At 71.6% G+C, this 18,344-nt stretch carries 17 protein-coding genes; 2 read left to right on the forward strand and 15 right to left on the reverse strand.

What is annotated here, in order from left to right:
* Positions 1–9 precede the first annotated feature (9 nt).
* The 7 genes from ACE7GA_RS22435 to pncA form a co-directional block, all read right to left on the reverse strand.
* Positions 10–1,017: an oligopeptide/dipeptide ABC transporter ATP-binding protein gene (locus ACE7GA_RS22435; RefSeq protein ID WP_376091813.1), complete on the reverse strand. Its 1,008-nt coding sequence runs from the start codon at positions 1,015–1,017 to the stop codon at positions 10–12.
* Positions 1,017–1,739, reverse strand: coding sequence for an ABC transporter ATP-binding protein (locus tag ACE7GA_RS22440; protein ID WP_376091816.1), 723 nt, complete (start codon positions 1,737–1,739; stop codon positions 1,017–1,019). The genes ACE7GA_RS22435 and ACE7GA_RS22440 overlap by 1 nt, the downstream gene beginning before the upstream one ends.
* Positions 1,721–2,038, reverse strand: coding sequence for an ATP-binding cassette domain-containing protein (locus ACE7GA_RS22445; protein WP_376091819.1), 318 nt, complete (start codon positions 2,036–2,038; stop codon positions 1,721–1,723). The genes ACE7GA_RS22440 and ACE7GA_RS22445 overlap by 19 nt, the downstream gene beginning before the upstream one ends.
* On the reverse strand, positions 2,038–2,949 hold the full coding sequence (locus tag ACE7GA_RS22450) for an ABC transporter permease (protein WP_376091822.1): 912 nt from the start codon (positions 2,947–2,949) through the stop codon (positions 2,038–2,040). Before ACE7GA_RS22450 ends, ACE7GA_RS22445 begins: the two co-directional genes overlap by 1 nt.
* Entirely contained in the window at positions 2,936–3,913 is a 978-nt protein-coding gene (locus tag ACE7GA_RS22455; RefSeq protein ID WP_376091825.1) for an ABC transporter permease, read from the reverse strand. The genes ACE7GA_RS22450 and ACE7GA_RS22455 overlap by 14 nt, the downstream gene beginning before the upstream one ends.
* A 4-nt stretch (positions 3,914–3,917) precedes the next feature.
* Entirely contained in the window at positions 3,918–5,597 is a 1,680-nt protein-coding gene (locus ACE7GA_RS22460; protein WP_376091828.1) for an ABC transporter substrate-binding protein, read from the reverse strand.
* Between the two features lie 84 nt (positions 5,598–5,681).
* Positions 5,682–6,308, reverse strand: a complete 627-nt coding sequence (pncA, locus tag ACE7GA_RS22465; RefSeq protein WP_376100477.1) for a bifunctional nicotinamidase/pyrazinamidase — start codon at positions 6,306–6,308, stop codon at positions 5,682–5,684.
* Positions 6,309–6,521: 213 nt separating this feature from the next.
* Here pncA and ACE7GA_RS22470 point away from each other — a divergent pair, with 213 nt between their 5' ends.
* Positions 6,522–8,282, forward strand: a complete 1,761-nt coding sequence (locus ACE7GA_RS22470; RefSeq protein WP_376091831.1) for a M28 family metallopeptidase — start codon at positions 6,522–6,524, stop codon at positions 8,280–8,282.
* A 27-nt stretch (positions 8,283–8,309) separates the two neighbouring features.
* On the opposite strand, the gene ACE7GA_RS22475 is transcribed toward ACE7GA_RS22470, so the two are convergent.
* Positions 8,310–9,461 carry an FAD-dependent oxidoreductase gene (locus ACE7GA_RS22475; protein ID WP_376091834.1) on the reverse strand — a complete coding sequence of 384 codons (1,152 nt, stop codon included), beginning with the start codon at positions 9,459–9,461 and terminating at the stop codon, positions 8,310–8,312.
* 65 nt (positions 9,462–9,526) lie between these two features.
* Between ACE7GA_RS22475 and ACE7GA_RS22480 the strand changes: the two genes are divergently transcribed.
* Complete coding sequence (locus ACE7GA_RS22480; RefSeq protein ID WP_376091837.1) at positions 9,527–10,576, forward strand: ring-opening amidohydrolase; 1,050 nt, start codon at positions 9,527–9,529, stop codon at positions 10,574–10,576.
* A gap of 57 nt (positions 10,577–10,633) precedes the next feature.
* Here ACE7GA_RS22480 and ACE7GA_RS22485 read toward each other — a convergent pair whose 3' ends face one another.
* The 7 genes from ACE7GA_RS22485 to ACE7GA_RS22515 are packed head-to-tail and all read right to left on the reverse strand — an operon-like array spanning position 10,634 to position 18,261.
* On the reverse strand, positions 10,634–11,839 hold the full coding sequence (locus tag ACE7GA_RS22485; protein WP_376091840.1) for an amidase family protein: 1,206 nt from the start codon (positions 11,837–11,839) through the stop codon (positions 10,634–10,636).
* Positions 11,790–12,785 carry an ABC transporter substrate-binding protein gene (locus ACE7GA_RS22490; protein ID WP_376091843.1) on the reverse strand — a complete coding sequence of 332 codons (996 nt, stop codon included), beginning with the start codon at positions 12,783–12,785 and terminating at the stop codon, positions 11,790–11,792. The genes ACE7GA_RS22485 and ACE7GA_RS22490 overlap by 50 nt, the downstream gene beginning before the upstream one ends.
* 31 nt (positions 12,786–12,816) lie before the next feature.
* A complete protein-coding gene (locus ACE7GA_RS22495; protein WP_376091846.1) occupies positions 12,817–13,749 on the reverse strand; it encodes an ABC transporter permease in 933 nt (310 codons plus the stop codon).
* Positions 13,746–14,687, reverse strand: a complete 942-nt coding sequence (locus tag ACE7GA_RS22500; RefSeq protein WP_376091849.1) for an ABC transporter permease — start codon at positions 14,685–14,687, stop codon at positions 13,746–13,748. Before ACE7GA_RS22500 ends, ACE7GA_RS22495 begins: the two co-directional genes overlap by 4 nt.
* On the reverse strand, positions 14,677–15,453 hold the full coding sequence (locus ACE7GA_RS22505) for an ABC transporter ATP-binding protein (protein ID WP_376091852.1): 777 nt from the start codon (positions 15,451–15,453) through the stop codon (positions 14,677–14,679). Before ACE7GA_RS22505 ends, ACE7GA_RS22500 begins: the two co-directional genes overlap by 11 nt.
* On the reverse strand, positions 15,440–17,782 hold the full coding sequence (locus ACE7GA_RS22510; RefSeq protein ID WP_376091855.1) for a molybdopterin cofactor-binding domain-containing protein: 2,343 nt from the start codon (positions 17,780–17,782) through the stop codon (positions 15,440–15,442). Before ACE7GA_RS22510 ends, ACE7GA_RS22505 begins: the two co-directional genes overlap by 14 nt.
* Positions 17,782–18,261 (reverse strand): (2Fe-2S)-binding protein, encoded by a 480-nt coding sequence (locus ACE7GA_RS22515; RefSeq protein ID WP_376091858.1) that lies wholly within the window; start codon positions 18,259–18,261, stop codon positions 17,782–17,784. The genes ACE7GA_RS22510 and ACE7GA_RS22515 overlap by 1 nt, the downstream gene beginning before the upstream one ends.
* Between the last annotated feature and the right edge of the window lie 83 nt (positions 18,262–18,344).

Below are 18,344 nucleotides of genomic sequence, written 5' to 3' on the forward strand. Positions count from 1 at the left end.
CGGCGGGTGCTACGCGAAGTGGCAGGCGGCGCGGCGGCCCGGGGCGATGGGGCGAAGCGGCGGGGCCTCCTCGGCGCAGCGGGGCACGGCCATGGGACACCGGGCGCGGAAGACGCAGCCTCGCGCGTCGCGCCGGGAGTCGGGCAGGCCACCGAGGATGGGAAGCGGCGCGCGGCTCTGGTCCACGCGCGGGACAGGGACGGCGGCGACGAGGGCGCGCGTGTAGGGATGGGCCGGGGCGGCGACGATCTCGGCCGTGGGGCCGTCCTCGACGACGGAGCCGAGGTACATGACGGCGGTGGTCTCGCAGACGTAGCGGATGAGGGCGAGGTCGTGGCTGATGTAGAGGGCGGCGAGGCCGAGGGCGTCGCGGGCTTCGCGCAGCAGGTTCAGCACGCCGGCGCGGACGGAGACGTCGAGCATCGAAACCGGCTCGTCCGCGACGATCGCGCGGGGACCGGGCACGAGGGCGCGGGCGAGGACGGCGCGTTGCAACTGGCCGCCGGAGAGTTCGTGGGGATAGCGGTCGAGGTAGGCGTCCGCCGGCGTCAGGCGCACGCGAGCCATCGCGGCGGCGACGCGGTCGGCGTGCTCGGCGGTGGGAATGCCGAGGTTGCGAAGGGGTTCGGTCAGCGCGCGGCGGATGGTGAAGCGCGGATTGATCGCGTCGAAGGGATTCTGGAAGACGAGTTGAACGGCGGCGCGGAAGGGGCGCAGCGCGGCGCCTTCCAGGCGCGTGACGTCCTGGTCGCCGAAGAGGACGCGGCCGGCGGTCGGTTCCTCGAGACGCAGCAACATGCGGGCCGTGGTGGTCTTGCCGCAGCCGGATTCGCCGACGATGCCGAACGCGGCGCCGGGGCGCAGGGCGAGGGTGACGCCCTCGACGGCGCGGAGCACCGGCCGGTGACCGCGCAGGATATCGGCGGCGCGGCGCGGCGCGGGGTAGTGCTTCACCAGGCCCTCGCCCGCGATGACGGGGGCGGCTTCGGTGACGCGCGGCGGCGCGGGCGCGGTCATCACGCTGCCCATGTCGCCGGTTCCCGGGCGGTGGGGCGCAGGGCGGGCGCCTCCTCGGCGCGCCAGCACGCCGCCGCGTGGTCGGGGGCGTGCGCGACCAGCGGCGGCGGTTCCGCGCAGCGGGCGATGGCGAAGGGGCAACGCGGGGCGAAGCGGCAGCCTTTCGGCGGGTTCAGGAGGGAGGGCGGCGCGCCCTCGATGGGGGAGAGCGTGCCCCCTGCCCTCTCCAGGTCCGGGAAGGCGTTGGTCAGGCCCATCGTATAGGGGTGCAGCGGGGCTTCGAGGACGTCCGCGACCGGCCCGCTCTCGACGACCTGGCCCGCATACATGACGACGACCCGGTCGCAGGCATAGGCGACGACGCTGATGTCGTGGGTGACGAGGACGAGGGCGAGGTTGCGCCGGGCCTGCAAGTCCTTCAGCAGGTCGAGGACCTGCCGCTGCACGATGACGTCGAGCGCGGTCACCGGCTCGTCGGCGATGACGAGGGGCGGGTCGAGCGCGAGGGCGAGGGCGATGGAGGCGCGCTGCCGCATGCCGCCGGAGAACTGGTGGGGGTAGCCGCGCAGGCGTCCCGGATCGAGGCCGACCATGGTGAAGAGATCGCCGGCGCGGGTCTGTGCGGCGGCGCGGGACAGGCCGCCGCGGTCGGTCAGCACTTCCGTGATCTGCGCGCCGACGCGCTGCACGGGATCCAGCGCGTTCATCGCGGTCTGCGGCACGAAGGCGAGGCGGCGCCAGAGCCTGTCCCGGCGTTCGGAGGGGAGAGGGCGAGAAGGTTCTCGCCCTCGAACCAGGCCTCGCCGCCGGCGATGCGGGCGCTGCGGGGCAGGACACCCATCACGGCGCGGCCGAGGGTGGACTTGCCGCAGCCGGATTCGCCGACGAGGCCGACGACGGTCGCGGGCGGCACGTCGAAGGTGGCGCCGTCCACCGCGCGGACGGGGCCCGCGGGAGTCGCGTAGTGCACTGCAAGGCCGCGCAGCGAGAGGAGCGCCCGTCCGGGCTGGACCGGGTTCATCAGTCGCCGAGTTTCGGAAAGAGCAGCTTCTCGGAGCCGCGGGAGATAAGGAAGCCGGCGAGGACCAGGAGCACGATGCAGAGGCCGGGCGGGACGAACCAGTTCCAGGCCTCTCGTGACAGGGCCTGGCTGGCATAGGCCTCCTGCAGCATGAGGCCCCAGGAGACGATCGCGGGGTCGCCGAAGCCGAGGAAGCTGGCGGAGGCCTCGGTCAGGATGGCCCAACCCACGGCGATGGAGCCATAGAGGGCGGCGAGCGGCGCGACCTGCGGGCCGATATGGACGAAGACGATCCGCGCGGGGGAACAGGCCGTGACTCGCGCCGCGTCCACCCAGGCGCGTTCCCGCATCGACAGGACCTGGCTGCGGATGACGCGCGCCGTGTTGGGCCAGAGGAGCAGCGCAACGGCCGCGACGATCGTACCCGTGCCCGGCTTCGTCAGCGCGGAAAGGACGATGACGGAGGGCAGGAAGGGCAGGCCGAGCACCACGTCGGCGATCCGCATGATCGCCGAATCCACCCAGCCGCCGAGATAACCGGCCAGCAGGCCGAGGACGGCGCCGATGCAGACGACGCAGAAGGCGGCGGTCACGCCCACCAGCAGCGCGGCGCGGGTGCCGTAGACGACCTGGCTGAAGATGTCGCGGCCCGTGGCGGTGGTGCCCAGCAGGTGTTCGGCCGAGGGCGGGAGGTATCGCGCCACGCGGTAGGCGCCGGAGAAGAGGATCTGCCGTGGGTCGTGGCTCGCGATCGCGTCGGCGAAGACGGCGACGAGGATGAAGACGGCGTAGATCGCGACGCCGACGACCGCGAAGGGCTGGCCGCGGAGAAAGGCCAAGGCCGCGCGCGGGGCCGCGTGCCATCGCCGCGCGGGCGGTGCAGCGATCACAGCGGCTTCAGCGACGGGCACCGGCGCTCACCCGGGGGTCGAGAACGGCGTAGAGGATGTCGGCCAGCGTGTTCATCAGGATCAGAACGGTGGCCAGCAGCATGAAGGCGCCCTGGGCCAGCGGATAGTCCGATCCCTGCACGGCGCCGACCAGCAGGCGGCCGAGGCCGGGCCAGGAAAAGACCGTTTCAATCACGACGTTGCCGCCGAAAGAGGCGCCGAGCCCGAGGGCGAAGGCGGTGACGACGGGAAGGAGCGCGTTCCGGGCGGCATGGCGCATGACGATGGCCCAGCGCGACAGGCCCTTCATCCGGGCCATGACGATGAACTCGTCGTTCAGGATCTCCAGCATCGTCGCGCGCATCAGCAGCAGCGGCAGGCCGAGGAGGTAGAGCGCGAGGGTCAGCGCGGGCAGGACGAGGTGGTGCAGGAAGTCGGCGGAGGTCAGCCGGGCCCATTCGCTCGTGAACTCCATGCCAGCGCTGGTCGCGCCCTCGCTCGGGAACAGGCCAAGGTGGAAGGCGAGCCATGCCAGGAGGATCATGCCGAGCCAGAACTCCGGCGCGGCGCGGGTGGCCAGCGCCAGGGGGATCGCGATGCCTTCGATGAGCGTGCCCCGCGCGAAGGCGAGGAAGGCGCCGGCAACCACGCCCACGGCATAAGCGACAAGCAGAGCCGTGACGGTCAATGCGACGGTATTCGGCAGGGCTTCCAGAAGCAGGTCCAGCACCGGGCGCTTCTGGAGGAAGGAGACGCCCATCTCCCCGCGTACGAGGTTCAGCAGGTAAAGCCCGTACTGTTCCCACAACGGCCGGTCCAGGCCGAAGGCGCGAAGCATGGACTGGCGCATCTCCTCGCTGAAGGATTCCGAGAGGAAGTTCAGCGTGGGGTCGCCGGGCATGAGCCGGAACGCGATGAAGGTCAGGCTCGCCACGGCCCAAAGGACGAAGAGCGAGTGACCCAGGCGGTTGAGGACGAGGCGCACGCCCTTATTGGTACGGCGCCGTCGTCTCCCGCACGCCCGCGGGGTAGGCCAGCCGGCCGTTGACGAGTCGGTAGCCGGCTTCCTGCAGGATGCGGCGCGCACCATCGAGGTTGCGGCCGGGGACTTCGTTGACGATCCCCTCCACCGCCCAGGCGCGCAGGGCTGGCGAGACGACGGAGTTGGACGGGACGGCCTGTCCGTTCCAGGCGGCGCCCGCCATCATCTCCCGGTTCACTGCGGCGGAAAGGGCGCGGCGGAAGGCGGGGTCGCTGAAGGGCGGGCGGCGGACGTTGTAGCCGAGGAACTGGAAGCCGATGTCCACCTCCTCGCGGATTGCAATCGCCGGGACCTGGCGTGCCAGCTGCTTCAACACGTCGGGGTCGCCGAAATAGTCGGCGATGACGTTGATCTCGCCGCGGCGCATCGCGCCGAGCGTGGCTTCCGTGTTGGTGATGACGCGCATGATCCAGCGATCGGCCTTCGGGCGGGACCAGTGGTCCGGGTTGGCCTCCAGCACGATCTCCGAATCCAGGCGCCCGCGGACCCACTTGAATGGCCCGGAGCCCATCGGCCGTTCCTCCTGGTAGGCCTCCAGGTTCTGCGGGCTCTGCAGGTATTGCTGGATCAGCGGGTCCCAGACGCGCTTCGGCACCAGGTTCAGCTTGGCAAGGCACGCGATCATGAAGGATGCGTCGGGGCGCTTGAGGGTGAAGCGCACCGTGCGCGGTCCGGTCTGTTCGACGCGTTCGATATTGGCAACGAACGGCTTGTACATCGGCGCCTCGTCGCCCGTGCCCGGTGCCTGGAAGGAAAAGATCACGTCCTCCACCGTCACGGGCTGGCCGTCATGCCACTTCATGCCCTCACGGATCGTCGCGTCGATCGTCGTGGCGTCCACCTGCGTGACGGTCTCCGCGGCCCAGGGACGCGGCAGGCCGTCGGGGGCCACGCGCATCAGCCGGTCCCAGATGAGTTCGTTCACCCAGGAATCCGGCGCGCCGCCGATGTAGAGCGGGTGGACAGCCTTCACCGGATCCGTGCTGTTGACGATGATGTCGCGCCGCTGGCCGGTCGGCTGCAGGCTGATCCAGTTCCAGAAGTTGCGAAGGCCGAGGCCAGCCTGGACGACGACGCTGCCCTCCGCGAAGACCTGCCTGTTGAAGGCGTGCAGGTTCACGGGGTGGACGAGGAAGGCGTACGGCTGGTCGCGGTTGATCATTTCCTGCGCCTCACGCACCAGTTCGCGGCGCTTGGTCGGGTCGATCTCCGCCCGCTGCGCCTCGGCCAGGCGGTCGTAGTCCGGGTTGCTGTAGCCGACGAAGTTGAAGCCGGTCGCCGCCGTCGAGGAGTGGAAGAGGTTGTAGGTCAGCTCGTCCGGGTCGCCGCGCTCGGGCCTGCCGACCATCTGCCACATCGTCGCGTCCCAGCGGTTCCGTTCATACCATACGACCTGACTGTGCTGCTGGTTCGGCAGGGGCCGGAGGTCGATCTGAAGCCCCAGCTTGCGCCATTCCTGCACGATCAGTTCCGCAGCCTGGAAGGCGGCGGGCGCGGCGGCCTGCGGGCGGGTGAGGAGGACGAGGGGCCGGATCGGGTCGCCCGCGCCGGTCGCCTGCGACCAGGCCGGCAGCATCGGCGCGGCGGTGAGGGACGAGGCGGCAAGCAGGAAGTCGCGGCGGCGCATGGTGATCCCCCAGGGCGTCAGGACGGTCCGTCAGGCCGCGATCTCAACGCGCCCGCGCCGATCCTGGCAAGCCGTGTGCCGGCGTCAACCAATCGCGTCGGAGCGGATGCGGCGCACGCCGGCCGCCTCCATGTCCGCCCAGGCCTTGGCGAGGCTTCCGTTCAGGTCGATGGCGCGGCAGGCGTCCTCGATCACCGTGGCCTCGAAGCCCAGGCGCCGTGCGTCGAGGGCGGTCCAGGCCACGCAGAAGTCGGTTGCGAGTCCCGTGAGGTACACGTGCCGGATGCCGCGGCTGCTGAGATAACCGTCCAGGCCGGTCTTCGTCGTGCGATCGGCTTCCAGGAACGCCGAGTAGGAGTCCACGCCGCGGTTGTAACCCTTGCGGATGACGAGCTGCGCGTGGGGAATAGAAAGATCCGGGTGCAGCGCCGCACCGTTCGTGCCCATCACGCAGTGGTCGGGCCAGAGCACCTGAGTGCCGTAGGGCAGCTGCACCGTGCCGAAGGGCTGCTGCCCCGCATGCTGCGAGGCGAAGGAGACGTGGTCCGGCGTGTGCCAGTCCTGGGTCAGGACGACGTTCGCGAAGTGGCGGGACAGGCGATTGATGACAGGCACCACCGCGTCGCCGTCCGGCACGGCGAGGCTGCCGCCCGGCGTGAAGCAGTTCTGCACGTCCACGACGATCAGCGCCGTCTCGGGCCCGGGGGTCATGGCGAGGCCTTTCCCGCTCAGCAGCGGCAGGCCCGCGAGGGCGGCGAGGACAGCGCGACGCTGGACGGGCATGGCCGACTTCCGATCTCCACGGCACCTAGAACGGTAGGCGGTCGCGGCGCCGCGGCGCAAGACGCGATGCCCTGCCGCCGGCTTGCCAGGAAGCGACCCCGGTGCTGCGATCCGCATCCCGTCAACGGCCAGGATGCCCCGATGCCCGTCAGCGCTGCCGAGAAGGCCTTCCTCGACCACGTCAGCCTCGACCTGCCCTGGGACCTGGTGACCACCTTCGCCGGCATGCCGCGCTGGAAGCCGGACGACGTCAACGGCGCGGCGGAGGAGATCGTGGCGCGGCTGAAGGGCGCCGGCGTGCCTGTCGAGGTGCATCAACCCGAGATCTATCTCTCCGTTCCCTTCGATGCCTCGGTGTCGGCCAACGGGACGACCTATCGTGCGAAACCGCCCTCCTCGGCCGTTTCGGTGCCGGGCGGGCTGACCGCGCCGCTCGTTCGGTTGCAGGCCAATCCGAAGGCGCTGCGGTCCTACAACCGCGACGTCGCGACGCTCTTCGGCGGCAGCATCAAGTCGGTGGAGGAGGTCAAGGAGAAGGTCGGCGGCAAGATCGTCATCATGTCGGGCTTCGGGAACCCGGCGCTGACCTCGCTCATTGAGGAATGGGGCGGCGTTGGGCTGATCGCCGTGAACCCTGGCGTGGACATCCACTGGGGCACCTGCACGACGATCTGGGGCAGCCCGGACCTGCACGACCTGCCGCGCAAGCCGAAGATCCCCGTCGTTGCCGTGAACAACCCGGACGGGCAGGCGCTGATGGCGCTCGCCGATGCGGGAGGGGAGGCAACGATCCGGACAGTGCTGGAGGAAGGCTGGTATCCGCAGAAGATCCCGGTCGCGACCATTCCCGGGACGGAGGAGCCGGAGAAGTTCGTGCTGCTGCACGGCCACTACGATTCCTGGGACGTGGGCGTCGGCGACAACGCCACGGGCGACGCCTGCATGCTGGAGGTCGCGCGGGTGCTGTGGAAGAATCGCGCGAGCCTCAAGCGGTCCGTGAAGATCGCCTGGTGGCCGGGACACTCGACGGGCCGCTACGCCGGCTCCACCTGGTTCACCGATGCCTTCGCACAGGACCTCGACGAGAACTGCCTGGCCCAGATCAACTGCGACAGCCCGGGCTGCCGCTGGGCGACGAGCTACCACGAGACGCGGGCCTTCACGGAAAGCGCGGCGATCGCGTCCAACGTCATCCACGACCTGCTTCCGGACGCCGACGTCAAGACGATGCGGCCACCCCAGGCCGGCGACTATTCCTTCAACAACATCGGGCTGCCGAGCTTCTTCATGCTGTCCTCCACGATGCCGGAGGCGCTGCGGCACGAGAAGGGCTACTACGACGTCTCCGGCTGCGGCGCGAACATCGCCTGGCACACCGAGAACGATACGCTGGAAATCGCGGACCGCGACATCCTGCTGAAGGACATGCGGATCTACCTCCTCTCCGTCCTGCGGATCGCGAATGCGGAGGTCCTGCCCTTCGACTGGACGGCGACCTGCGACGAGTTCGCGGCAACGATCGGCCGGTACGAGGCCGCGTCTTCCGGCCTGGCGGACCTCTCGCCGTCCCGCGCAGCGGTGGATGCGCTGCGGGCAGCACTCGCCGGACTGTCCGGCGCGCCGGCTTCCGCGCGGAATGCGGCGATCCACGCCCTTTCCCGAATCCTCGTTCCGCTGAACTACACGCGGGAGCCGCGCTTCACGCACGATCCCGCCTACACCGTCCCTCCCCTGCCGACGATCGCCGTGGCAGCGGAAATGCCGGGGATGGACCCGGCCATGCAGCGCTTCGCGGCCGTGGAGCTCATGCGGGGCCAGAACCGGCTCGTCGCGGCGCTGAGGGCCGCGACGCGGATCGTCGAGGCAGCGGGCGCGCAGGCCAGGGTGCTGCAGCCAGCCTGAGTGCCCGTTTGAGAATACGGCGGCGGATCACGCCACCGCGGTGTAGGTCCGCCGCAACCGCCCGAGGAATTCCGCCGACCCCTTGGCCCGTGTCGCCGCAACGATATCCGTGCCGGGGATCAGCGTGTCGGACGCCTCGACGGAGAACTGCCGGATAAAGGCGACGCGTTCGTCCCGCGCCGCCGCGACCTCGGCCACGCCGCCCCCCATGCGGAGGATCCGCGCCGCGACGACACCGCACTCCACAGCCTGCGTCGCGCCCTGCCCGAGGGTCGGAACCATCGCCTGGGCAGCATCGCCCAGGAAGAGCGCGCGGCTCGACGGATCGTGGCGCAGCAGCGGGATCGTCGCGGATCGGGCCCAGTGGATCGAGTCGATGCCCTCCTCGATCCGGTCGAGCATCCAGGCCACGGCGGGCGACGCGCGGCCGCCCGCAGGCGTGAACAGTGTGCGCTGCGCGAAGGCCGTCTGCGTCTCCGCCGCGATCCGGCCGTCGGGCGGCAGCGGGAAGGTGCCGGCGATGTAGACGGCGTCGCCCGGGACGCGGAAGGACAGCAGCCGCGCGTTGCCGTGGAACCACTGGCCGTAATCGTCGTAGGGACAATCCGCCACGTCGGCCACCAGCAGACGCCAGACGCAGACGCCGAGCGGCGTCGCCTCCGGCTCCCCGCAGGTCAGGGCGCGCAGGCGGCTGTAGCGGCCATCGGCGCCAACGAGCAGATCGAAGGCACCATACCGGATCAGCCCACCGTCCGCGCGGAAGACCGGCACGAGGCGTCCCGCCGCATCCTCCTCCAGCGCCTCCAGCACGTGGCCATGGCGGGTTTGGTGCGCCGCGGGGGCGCGGAGCAGGCGATACAGTTCGGACCAGCGGATCCGCATCCCCGGCTCCTCCGCCACGTCGAGGAGGTCGAGGTCCAGCAGGCGCGTCCCGTCCGTCAGATCCACGAACCACCGTCGCCACGGAAGTGAGGCCTCGCGCAGCGCCGCGTGCCGCGCCGGAAAGTGCAGCCGCAGCGCCTTCATCGCATTCGGGCCGACGTTCAGGCCGGTGCCTGCCTCCGCGTGGTCGCCGGGGGCAGCGCGTTCGAACGTCTCGACCTCGATCCCCGGCGCGTCCAGCAGCCCTTCCGCCAGGATGCTGCCCGCGACGCCCGTTCCGATGATCCCGATCCGCATGGCCCGTCCCGTAGCGCAGTGGCGGGGCTGTGCAAGCGGCGGGCCGGGGCGGCTATCCTGCGACCATGCCGCGCCTCACGATCCATCGCCTCTCCATGGCCCATCCGGGCGACCTCTCGGCGCTCGAAGCGCTCTTCGAAGCCGGGACGGTCCGGGCCGATCAGGTCCGGGCCGTGATCGGGAAGACCGAAGGAAACGGGGGGCTGAACGACTTCACGCGGGGCTACTTCACCCAATCCCTCATGCTGATGCTCTCCGCGCGGACGGGCGAGGCGCCCGGGACCTTGGCGCGCCGCGTCCCCTGCGTCCTCTCCGGCGGCACGGAAGGCGCGCTCTCCCCGCACTACCTCGTCTTCTCCGTCGCGCCAGACGGTGGTGAGGGCGAGACGGGCCTGGCGCTAGGAACCGCCTTCTCCCCCCCGACCCCCGTGCGGGATGTCGGCCGCGACGCGCAGATCCGCGCCGTCTCCGACGCTGTGCGCGCCGCCATGGCCGATGCCGGGATCGCCCGCGTGGAGGACGTCGCCCTGGTCCAGGTCAAGGCACCGGCGCCGCCGGTCGGGGACCCCGGTGCACGCAGCGCCGACGCCAAGGTGCTGATGGCCCTCTCCCGCGCCGCCGCCGCGGTGGGGGTGGGGCTCGCACTCCGGGAAATCGCGGCGGATCGCGGCACGGAAGCCGCCCTGCTCGCCGACTTGTCCGTGTTTTCCAACCGCGCCTCGATCTCCTCCGGCGTGGAGGTCACCTGCAACGAAGTCGTGGTCTTCGGCCGCGCCGCCCACTGGGCGGCCGGCCTCGTGGCCGGGGTCGCCCCCATGCGGGACGTCCTCGACCTCGCGGGCGTGCAGGCCGCCTTCGCCGCGGCGCCCGGCGAGGTGCTCGGCGTCATCGCGAAAGGGGAGCCGGATCGGAGCGGGGCCATCCGCGGCCACCGCCACACGATGCTGGGCGACACGGACCTCGACGCGCAGCGCCACCTGCGCGGTGCCTTGGGTGCGGTCGTCGCCGCCGTGGCGGGCGACGGGCGCGTCTTCGTCAGCGGCGGCGCGGAGCACCAAGGGCCACCCGGGGGCGGCCTCGTCTGCGTCTTCGCGCGGCAGGCGGGCTCGCCGTAGTCGCGCTGGGGCCCCGGGCGGCGGGGCTCTGGGCGGCGGGGCTCTGGGCGGCAATGTTCAGGCCCGCGCCGCGATGGACAGCAGCGCCTCGTCCGACCCCGGCGCTCCCATCAGCGCCAGGCCGAGCGGCAGGCCCTCCACCTCCGCCAGGGGCAGCACGACGACGGGCGCCCCGAGCAGGCCAGCGATCGCCGTCATCCCGGTCACCCGTGCCCGAAGGGCCCAGGCCTCCGTCCGGCGGAGCCCCCGCGGCGGCGCGCCGAAGGGCGTCGCGGGGAAGGCAAAGACCGTCCGGCCGCCGTCGAACAGCGCCGGCGTCCGGGCCCGCAGCGCCGCGCGGAAGGCGGCGGCTGCTTCCAGTTCTCCCGCCGTGCGGTCGCGGCCGGTCAGGAAATTCAGCGCGACCTCCCAGGAGAAACGCGGGTTACGGCGGTCGATCCAGTCGGCGAAAGTGTCCCAGGCCTCCCGCGATTGCAGCGCACCCTGCGGCGCGGCCCAGGTCGAGACCGGCGGATCGGCGCAGAAGGCTGCCTCGGTCGCCTCGCCCAGCCGCCGAGGCAGCGCTCCCAGCGCGGCGCGTGCTGCGGCGGGGTCGGCAAGCGCCGCGATGTCCGTCGCGAAGACCAGCCGTTCCGGCGCGGGCGGCGCCGCCATCGGATCCAGCAGCACGGCCCCCGCCTGCGCGAGCGTCGCCCCGTCCGCCGCGAGCCAGCCCAGCGTATCGAAGCTCGGCGCCTGCGGCAGCACGCCCTCGAATGGCACGCGGCCATGGGTCGGCCGCATCCCGAAGACGCCGCAGAAACTGGCGGGCGCGCGGACAGACCCGCCCGTATCCGTCCCGAGCGCCAGGGCCGCCTGCCCGGCCGCAACCGCCACCGCGGAGCCTGATGACGAACCGCCCGGCAGCCGGTGCGGCGCGCGCGGATTCACCGGCGCCCCCTCCCCACCCGTCTCGCCGAAGATGCCGCGCGACAGTTCGTCGGTATGCGTCTTCCCCACGAAGCGCGCGCCGCCGTCCAGCAGCCGGCGCACCGCCTCGGCGTGGCGGGCGGCGGGCCGGCGCCCGTGCGCCCAGTCCGGGTTGCCCCCCGGGTCACCCAGCCCGCCACGTCGATCAGGTCCTTCACCGCGAAGCTCACCCCGGCCAGGGGCCCCTCCGCAGCATGCTCCGGCGCCGGTCCCGCGTCCGGCAGGAAGGCGCCGAAGCGGTCGGTCACCGGATCGCGTCCAACACCGCGTGGCTCCAGGCCCCGGTCGGCGCACGGGTGATCACCGGCGCCTCGCCGCCGGAGGAGAGCAGCGTCTGCACCGTCCGGTCGTAATCCGCCGGATCGAGACGCCCGTTGCCCGACGCGTCGAGCAGCCGCGCGACCTCGCCCATCATCCGCCGCTGATGCGCGATGGTCTGCGCGCCGGAGGCATCGTTATCCAGCACGATCTGCGCCGCCTGATCCGGGTTCTGTCGCGCCCAGTCCCATCCCTGCATCGAGGCGCGGACGAACCGGGCCATGCGCTGCACGAACGCCGGGTCCTGCAGCCGGCTCTCCAGAACGTAGAGCCCGTCCTCAAGCGTCGAGACGCCCTGCTCGTCGTAGCGGAACACCGTCAGCTGTTCCGGCCGGAAGCCGCCATCGATGACCTGCCAGTATTCGTTGTAGGTCATGGTGGAAACGCAGTCGGCCTGGCGCTGCAGCAGCGGGTCGACGTTGAAGCCCTGGCGCAGCACGCGCACGCCCTGCGGCGTCCCGTTCGTCGGGTAGCCAAGGCGCGACATCCAGGCGAGGAATGGATACTCGTTGCCCGAGAACCAGACGCCGAGCGTACGTCCCCGCAGGTCCTGAGGCGTGCGGATGCCCGTCTCGGCCCGGCAGGTCAGCATGAGGCCGGAGCGCTTGAAGGGCTGGGCGATGTTCACCAGCGGCACGCCGCGCTCGCGGCTGGCCAGCGCGGCGGGCATCCACTCCACGATCACGTCGGCGCGGTTGCCGGCGATGACCTGAGGCGGCGCGATGTCCGGCCCGCCCGGGTTGATCCGGACGTCGAGTCCGGCCTGCCGGTAGAAGCCGCGGGCCTGCGCGACGTAGTAGCCGGCGAATTGCGACTGCGTCAGCCACTTCAGCTGCAGCGTCACGCGTTCCGGTGCCTGCGCCGCGGCGCTGCCTGCCGCGAGCCCGAGCGCGACGAGCGCGCCCATTACCGTCCTCAGCATCCCCTTGCCTCCTCTCTTGTGTCCCGCGCTGTCAGGCCCGCGCGGATGGGTGCCAGAAGGTCGCGACGCGTTCGGCCAGCGCGACCAGCCCGTAGAAGGCGGCGCCGGCAACGGCCGCGACGAGGATTTCCGCCCAGACGAGGTCGAGGGCGAGTTTCGCGGCCTCGGTCGTGATGCGGAAGCCCATGCCCTGGGTGGGCGAGCCGAAGAACTCCGCGACGATCGCGCCGATGAGGGCGAGTGGCGCGTTCACCTTCAGCGCCGTGAAGATCAGCGGCAGCGCGGCCGGCAGTCGCAGCATCAGCAACGCTTGCACCGGCGTCGCGGCGTAGGACCGCAGCAGGTCGCGTTCCAACGCCCCCGCGGCGCCGAGCCCGGCCAGCGCGTGCACGAGCATCGGGAAGAAGGTCATCAGCGCGACGACCGCGGCCTTCGAAGGCCAGTCGAAGCCGAACCACATCACCGCAACCGGCGCGATGCCGATGACCGGCAGGGCGGAGGCAAGATTGGCCACGGGCAGCAGCCCCTGCCGCAGGAAGGGCGAGCGGTCCACGAGAAGCGCAAGGCCGAAGCCCGCCGCGTTGCCGATCGCGTAGCCGACGAGGACGGCGCGGAGGAAGGTCTGGGTGAAGTCGCCGGCCAGCAGCCCCGCGGCGGAGACCGTGCGCACCGCGATCACGGAGGGTGCGGGGAGCAGCACGAGCGGCACGGCGAGGCCGATGACCAGCACTTCCCACAGCGCGATGGCGACGGCCCCGAAGGCGAGCGGGGCGAGGAGCGACAGGCTCCGATCCCGCCAGGACCGATGACCGCCGAGCCGGGCGAGTCGCGCGAGGAGGACCGCCGACACCGCGACGAGCACGAGGACGCCGAGACAAAGCATCGGCCCGGCAGCACCTGCATGCGCGACCGCGATCGCCGCCGCGAAACCGCCGGTCACGAGAAGGGCGAGCAGCGCCGTCACGCCCGGGCGCCCATGCGCCGCCCGACCAGGCGCTCGGTCGCCGCGAGCACGCCGACGAGCGAGGCCGAGAGTACGGCCGCCGCGACGAGCGCGGCCCAGATCTGCACCGTCTGCCCGAAATAGGACCCGGCCAGCAGGCGTGCCCCCAGCCCGGCCTGCGCCCCCGTCGGCAGTTCCGCGACGATGGCGCCGACGACGGAGGCCGCCGCCGCGACCTTCAGCCCCGCGAAGAGGAAGGGCAGCGACGCGGGAAGGCGCAGCTTCCAGAAGACCTGCGCTGCGGTCGCGGAATAGGTGCGCAGCAGATCGCGGGCCAGTGGATCGGCCGAACCCAGGCCCTTCGTCATGGAGATGGCGACAGGGAAGAAGCAGAGATAGGCCGCGATGATCGCCTTCGGCAGCAGCCCCTCCAGCCCGAGCGTGCCAAGCGCGACGATCACGATCGGCGCCAGCGCCAGGACCGGGATGGCCTGCGAGGCGACCAGCCAGGGCACCAGGATCCGCTCCAGCGCCCGGGATTGCGCGATCGCGACCGCCAGCAGGACGCCACCGAGGGTGCCGAGGCCGAGGCCGACCAGCGCGGCGGACAGCGTCACGCCCGCATGGTAGAGCAGGCTCCGGCGCGAGGTCGGCGCCACCTCGACGGTCGCGCGCCAGACTTCCGCGGTGATCTGGTGTGGCGCCGGCAGCAGCGGGCGGTCGTGCGACATGGTGCCGGCGAGCACGGTCCAGGGATCGGCCGGCCCGCCGGCCCGGAGCCGCGCATCGGATACGACACCCCAGTTCAGCGCCGCCGCGCCGAGGTACCAGGCCGCGATCAGCGCCGCCGTCACCGCCACGACGGGCACGACGCGCCGCAGCCCGTGGCCGCGACGGCGCGGAGCCGCCCGGACGTCTGCCGCGGGCTGCGGGGGCGTGTCCTCCGCCCTACCCCACATAGGCGTGCCCGGCCCTCAGCCCCTCCCGCACCCGGTGCGCGATGCGCAGGAACTCCGGCGTCTCGCGGATCTCGAGCGGCCGGTCGGGGCCGAGATCGCAGGGGACGATGTCGGTGATGCGCCCCGGACGCGGCGACATCACGACGATCCGCGTGGACAGGAACACGGCCTCCGGAATCGAATGCGTCACGAAGACCACCGTCTTCCCCGTCCTGGCCCAGAGGCGCAGCAGTTCCTCGTTCAGATGGTCGCGCACGATCTCGTCCAGCGCGCCGAAGGGCTCGTCCATCAGCAGCAGCGCGGGTTCCAGGGCCAGGGCACGGGCGATGGAGGCCCGCTGCTGCATCCCGCCCGACAACTGCCAGGGGAACTTCCGCTCGAAGCCCGTGAGGTTCACGAGATCGAGTTGCCGCCGCGCCCGCGCTCGACGTTCCTCCCGCTTCAGGCCCATGACCTCCAGCGGCAGGGCGACGTTCGCCTCGATGCGCCGCCAGGGCAGAAGCGCAGGCGCCTGGAACACGTATCCGTAGGCACGTTGCAGCCGCGCTTCCTCCGCCGTCACGCCGTTCACCCGGATACTCCCTGCGGTGGGGCGCTCCAGGTCGGCGATGACGCGCAGCAGCGTCGTCTTCCCGCAGCCCGAGGGACCGATGAGCGAGACGAACTCGCCCTCCCCGACCGTCAGGTCCACGTCCGACAGCGCATGCACCGGGCCGTCGCCCGTCGCATAGGTCAGCGACAGGCCCCGCGCCTCAATCGCCGCCACCGGCGATCTCCCACAGGCGGTTCGGCGAAAGCGGGATCTCCGTGATCTCGATCCCCCGCGCGGGCAGGTCCAGCGCATCCTCCAGCGCCTGCGCGAACAGCGCGCCGACCGGGATCGCGCCTCCCTCCCCCGCCCCCTTCGTACCCAGCGGATTCAGCGGGGACGGCGTGACGGTGTGGTGCAGCTCGATCCGCGGCACGTCGAGCGCGGTGGGCAGCAGGTAGTCGGCCAGGGTGGCGTTCTGAAGCTGCCCGTCCTCCGTCCATTCCAGCTTCTCGAAGAAGGCGTTGCCGATGCCCTGCGCGACCCCGCCCTGGATCTGGCCGGCGAGGATCAGCGGGTTCAGCACCGTCCCGCAATCATGGACGACGACGTAGCGGAGGATGGTCGGCTGCATCGTCTCCCCGTCCACCTCGATGACCATCGCATGCACGCCCGCCGCCGTCGCGCCCATCTCGGGCCCGAAATACGACGTCGCCTCCAGCCCCGGCTCCGTCCCCGCCCGTACCGCGCCGCGCATGGGGTTCGACGCCGCGGCGAGCACGCCGAGCGGGACCGACTTCCCCGGCACGCCGGCGATGCCGACCTTGCCGTCCTCCAGGATCAGGTCACCCTCGTCGCATTCGAAGTGCCGCGACGCGGCGCGCAGGATCTTCTCCCGCACCGCCGCCGCGGCCTGGTGCGCGGCGGACCCCGCGACGACCGCGCCACGGCTGGCGAAGGTGCCGACGCCCCAGTCGAACTGGTCGGTGTCGCCCGTCGTCACCTCCACGTCGCGCGTGTCCACGCCCAACTGCTCCGCCACGACCTGGGCGAAGGCCGTGTAGTGCCCCTGGCCCTGCGTGCCGATGCCCGTCGCGAGCGTTACCTTCCCGCTCGTCTGCACGCGAACCTTCGCGCCCTCATAGGGCCCGATCCCCGTACCCTCGACGTAGCAGGCGACGCCGATGCCGACATGCCGGCCCTCTGCCCGCGCGCGCGGCTGCTCCTCCGCGAGGAACCGTTCGTAGCCGATGGCGTCCAGCGCCTTGTCGAGGATCGGCCCGTAGTTCCCGCTGTCATAGGTCAGCGGCGCGAAGTCCTGGTAGATGATCTCGTTTCGATACGGGAAGGCGTCGGCGGGGATGAAGTTGCGGCGCCGGATCTCCGTCCGGTCCAGCCCCACCTCCCGCGCCGCCGCGTCCAGCAGGCGTTCCATGACGAAGATGCCGTGTTGCCGCCCCGCGCCCCGGTACGGCGTGACCAGCGTCCGGTTCGTGTACACCGCGCGGAAACGGCTCTCATATGCCGCGACGTCGTAGCAGTTCAGCAAGGTGCACTGGCTGTTGAGCGGCACCGTCAGTCCGTAGGGATTGTACGCCCCCGTATCCATCAGGAAGTCGTCGCGCACGCCGAGGATGCGGCCCTCCGCGTCCAGCGCCATCTCGGCGTCGTGCAACTGCCCCCGCTCATGCGTCGTGGCGAAGAAGTGCTCCAACCGGTCCTCGATCCACTTCACCGGGCGTTCCAGCCGCAGCGCGACCCAGGGGACCAGCACCTCCTCCGGGTAGAACATCATCATCTTCGGCCCGAAGCCACCGCCGATGAACGGCGCGATCACCCGCACCTGCCGCTCCGACAGCCCCAGCATCCCCGCGAGGCCGTTGCGGATCACGACGGGCGCCTGCGTCGTGTCCCAGACCGTCAGCCGGTCCGCGCGCGCATCCCACTCCGCGACGATGCCGCGCGTCTCCATCGGGCTGGAAATCCCGCGGTCGTACCAGAATCGCCGCCGGACGAGGTGCGCCGCCTTCGCGCGCGCGGCGGCCCAGTCGCCCTTCCGCTGCACGACCTCCGCCGCGACGTTGTCCGGCAGGTCCGCGTGCACCCGCGGCGCGCCGGGCGCGACGGCGGCCTCCAGGTCACCCAGCACCGGCAGCGGTGCATAGTCCGCGGCGATCAGCCCGACCGCATCCTCCGCCACGTAGCGGCTGTCGGCGATCACCATCGCCACGGGCTCGCCGACATGGCGCACGACGCCGCGGGCCAGCGGCACCTGGCAGCGCTGGCGGAAGGTCATGCCCTCGATCGGCGGCGGCGGGACCAGAAGCGGGCCGGGCTGCCAGTAGTCACCCAGGTCATCCGCCGTGAAGACCGCGACCACGCCCGGGTGGGCGCGTGCGGCTGCCACGTCCACCGACAGGATCTCCGCATGCGCGTGCGGGCTGCGCAGGAAGGCGGCATGCAGCAACCCCTGCGGGTTCACGTCATCCACGAACAGCGCGCGTCCCGTCAGCAGGCGCGGATCCTCGTTGCGCGTGACGGCCCGGCCGATCTGCCGCGTCTCCATCACGCGGCCTCCCGCATCCGCCGCGCCGCGAGCAACACGGCGTCCACGATGTGCTGATACCCCGTGCAGCGGCAGAGATTCCCGGACAGCGCGTGCCGCACGTCCTCCTCCGACGGGTCGGGATGGTCCTTCAGGAAGGCGGTGACGGTCATAAGGATGCCCGGCGTGCAGTATCCGCATTGCAGCCCGTGCGCATCCTGGAATGCCTGCTGCAACGGCGAGAGTGGGCCGCGCGAGGGCGCCAGCCCCTCGACCGTCGCCACGTCATGCCCATGCGCCTGCACCGCGAACATCAGGCAGGACCGCACCGGCGCCCCGTCCAGCAGGACCGTGCAGGCACCGCAGACGCCATGCGCACAGCCGACATGCGTGCCCGTCAGCCCCAGCCCTTCCCGCAGGAAGTCGGAAAGCAGCAGCCGCGCCTCCACCGTGCCGGACTGCGCGACGCCGTTCACCGTGACGCCGATCGCGTGGCTCATGCCGCCCGGCCCAGCGCCACCGCACCGGCCCGGTCGCGCGCCAGCCGCAGCGCGCGGACCGACAGGACGCCCGCAAGGTGCCG

It is taken from the genome of Roseomonas sp. CCTCC AB2023176 (assembly GCF_042259275.1).
In the GTDB taxonomy this organism is placed as follows: Bacteria; Pseudomonadota; Alphaproteobacteria; order Acetobacterales; family Acetobacteraceae; genus Roseomonas.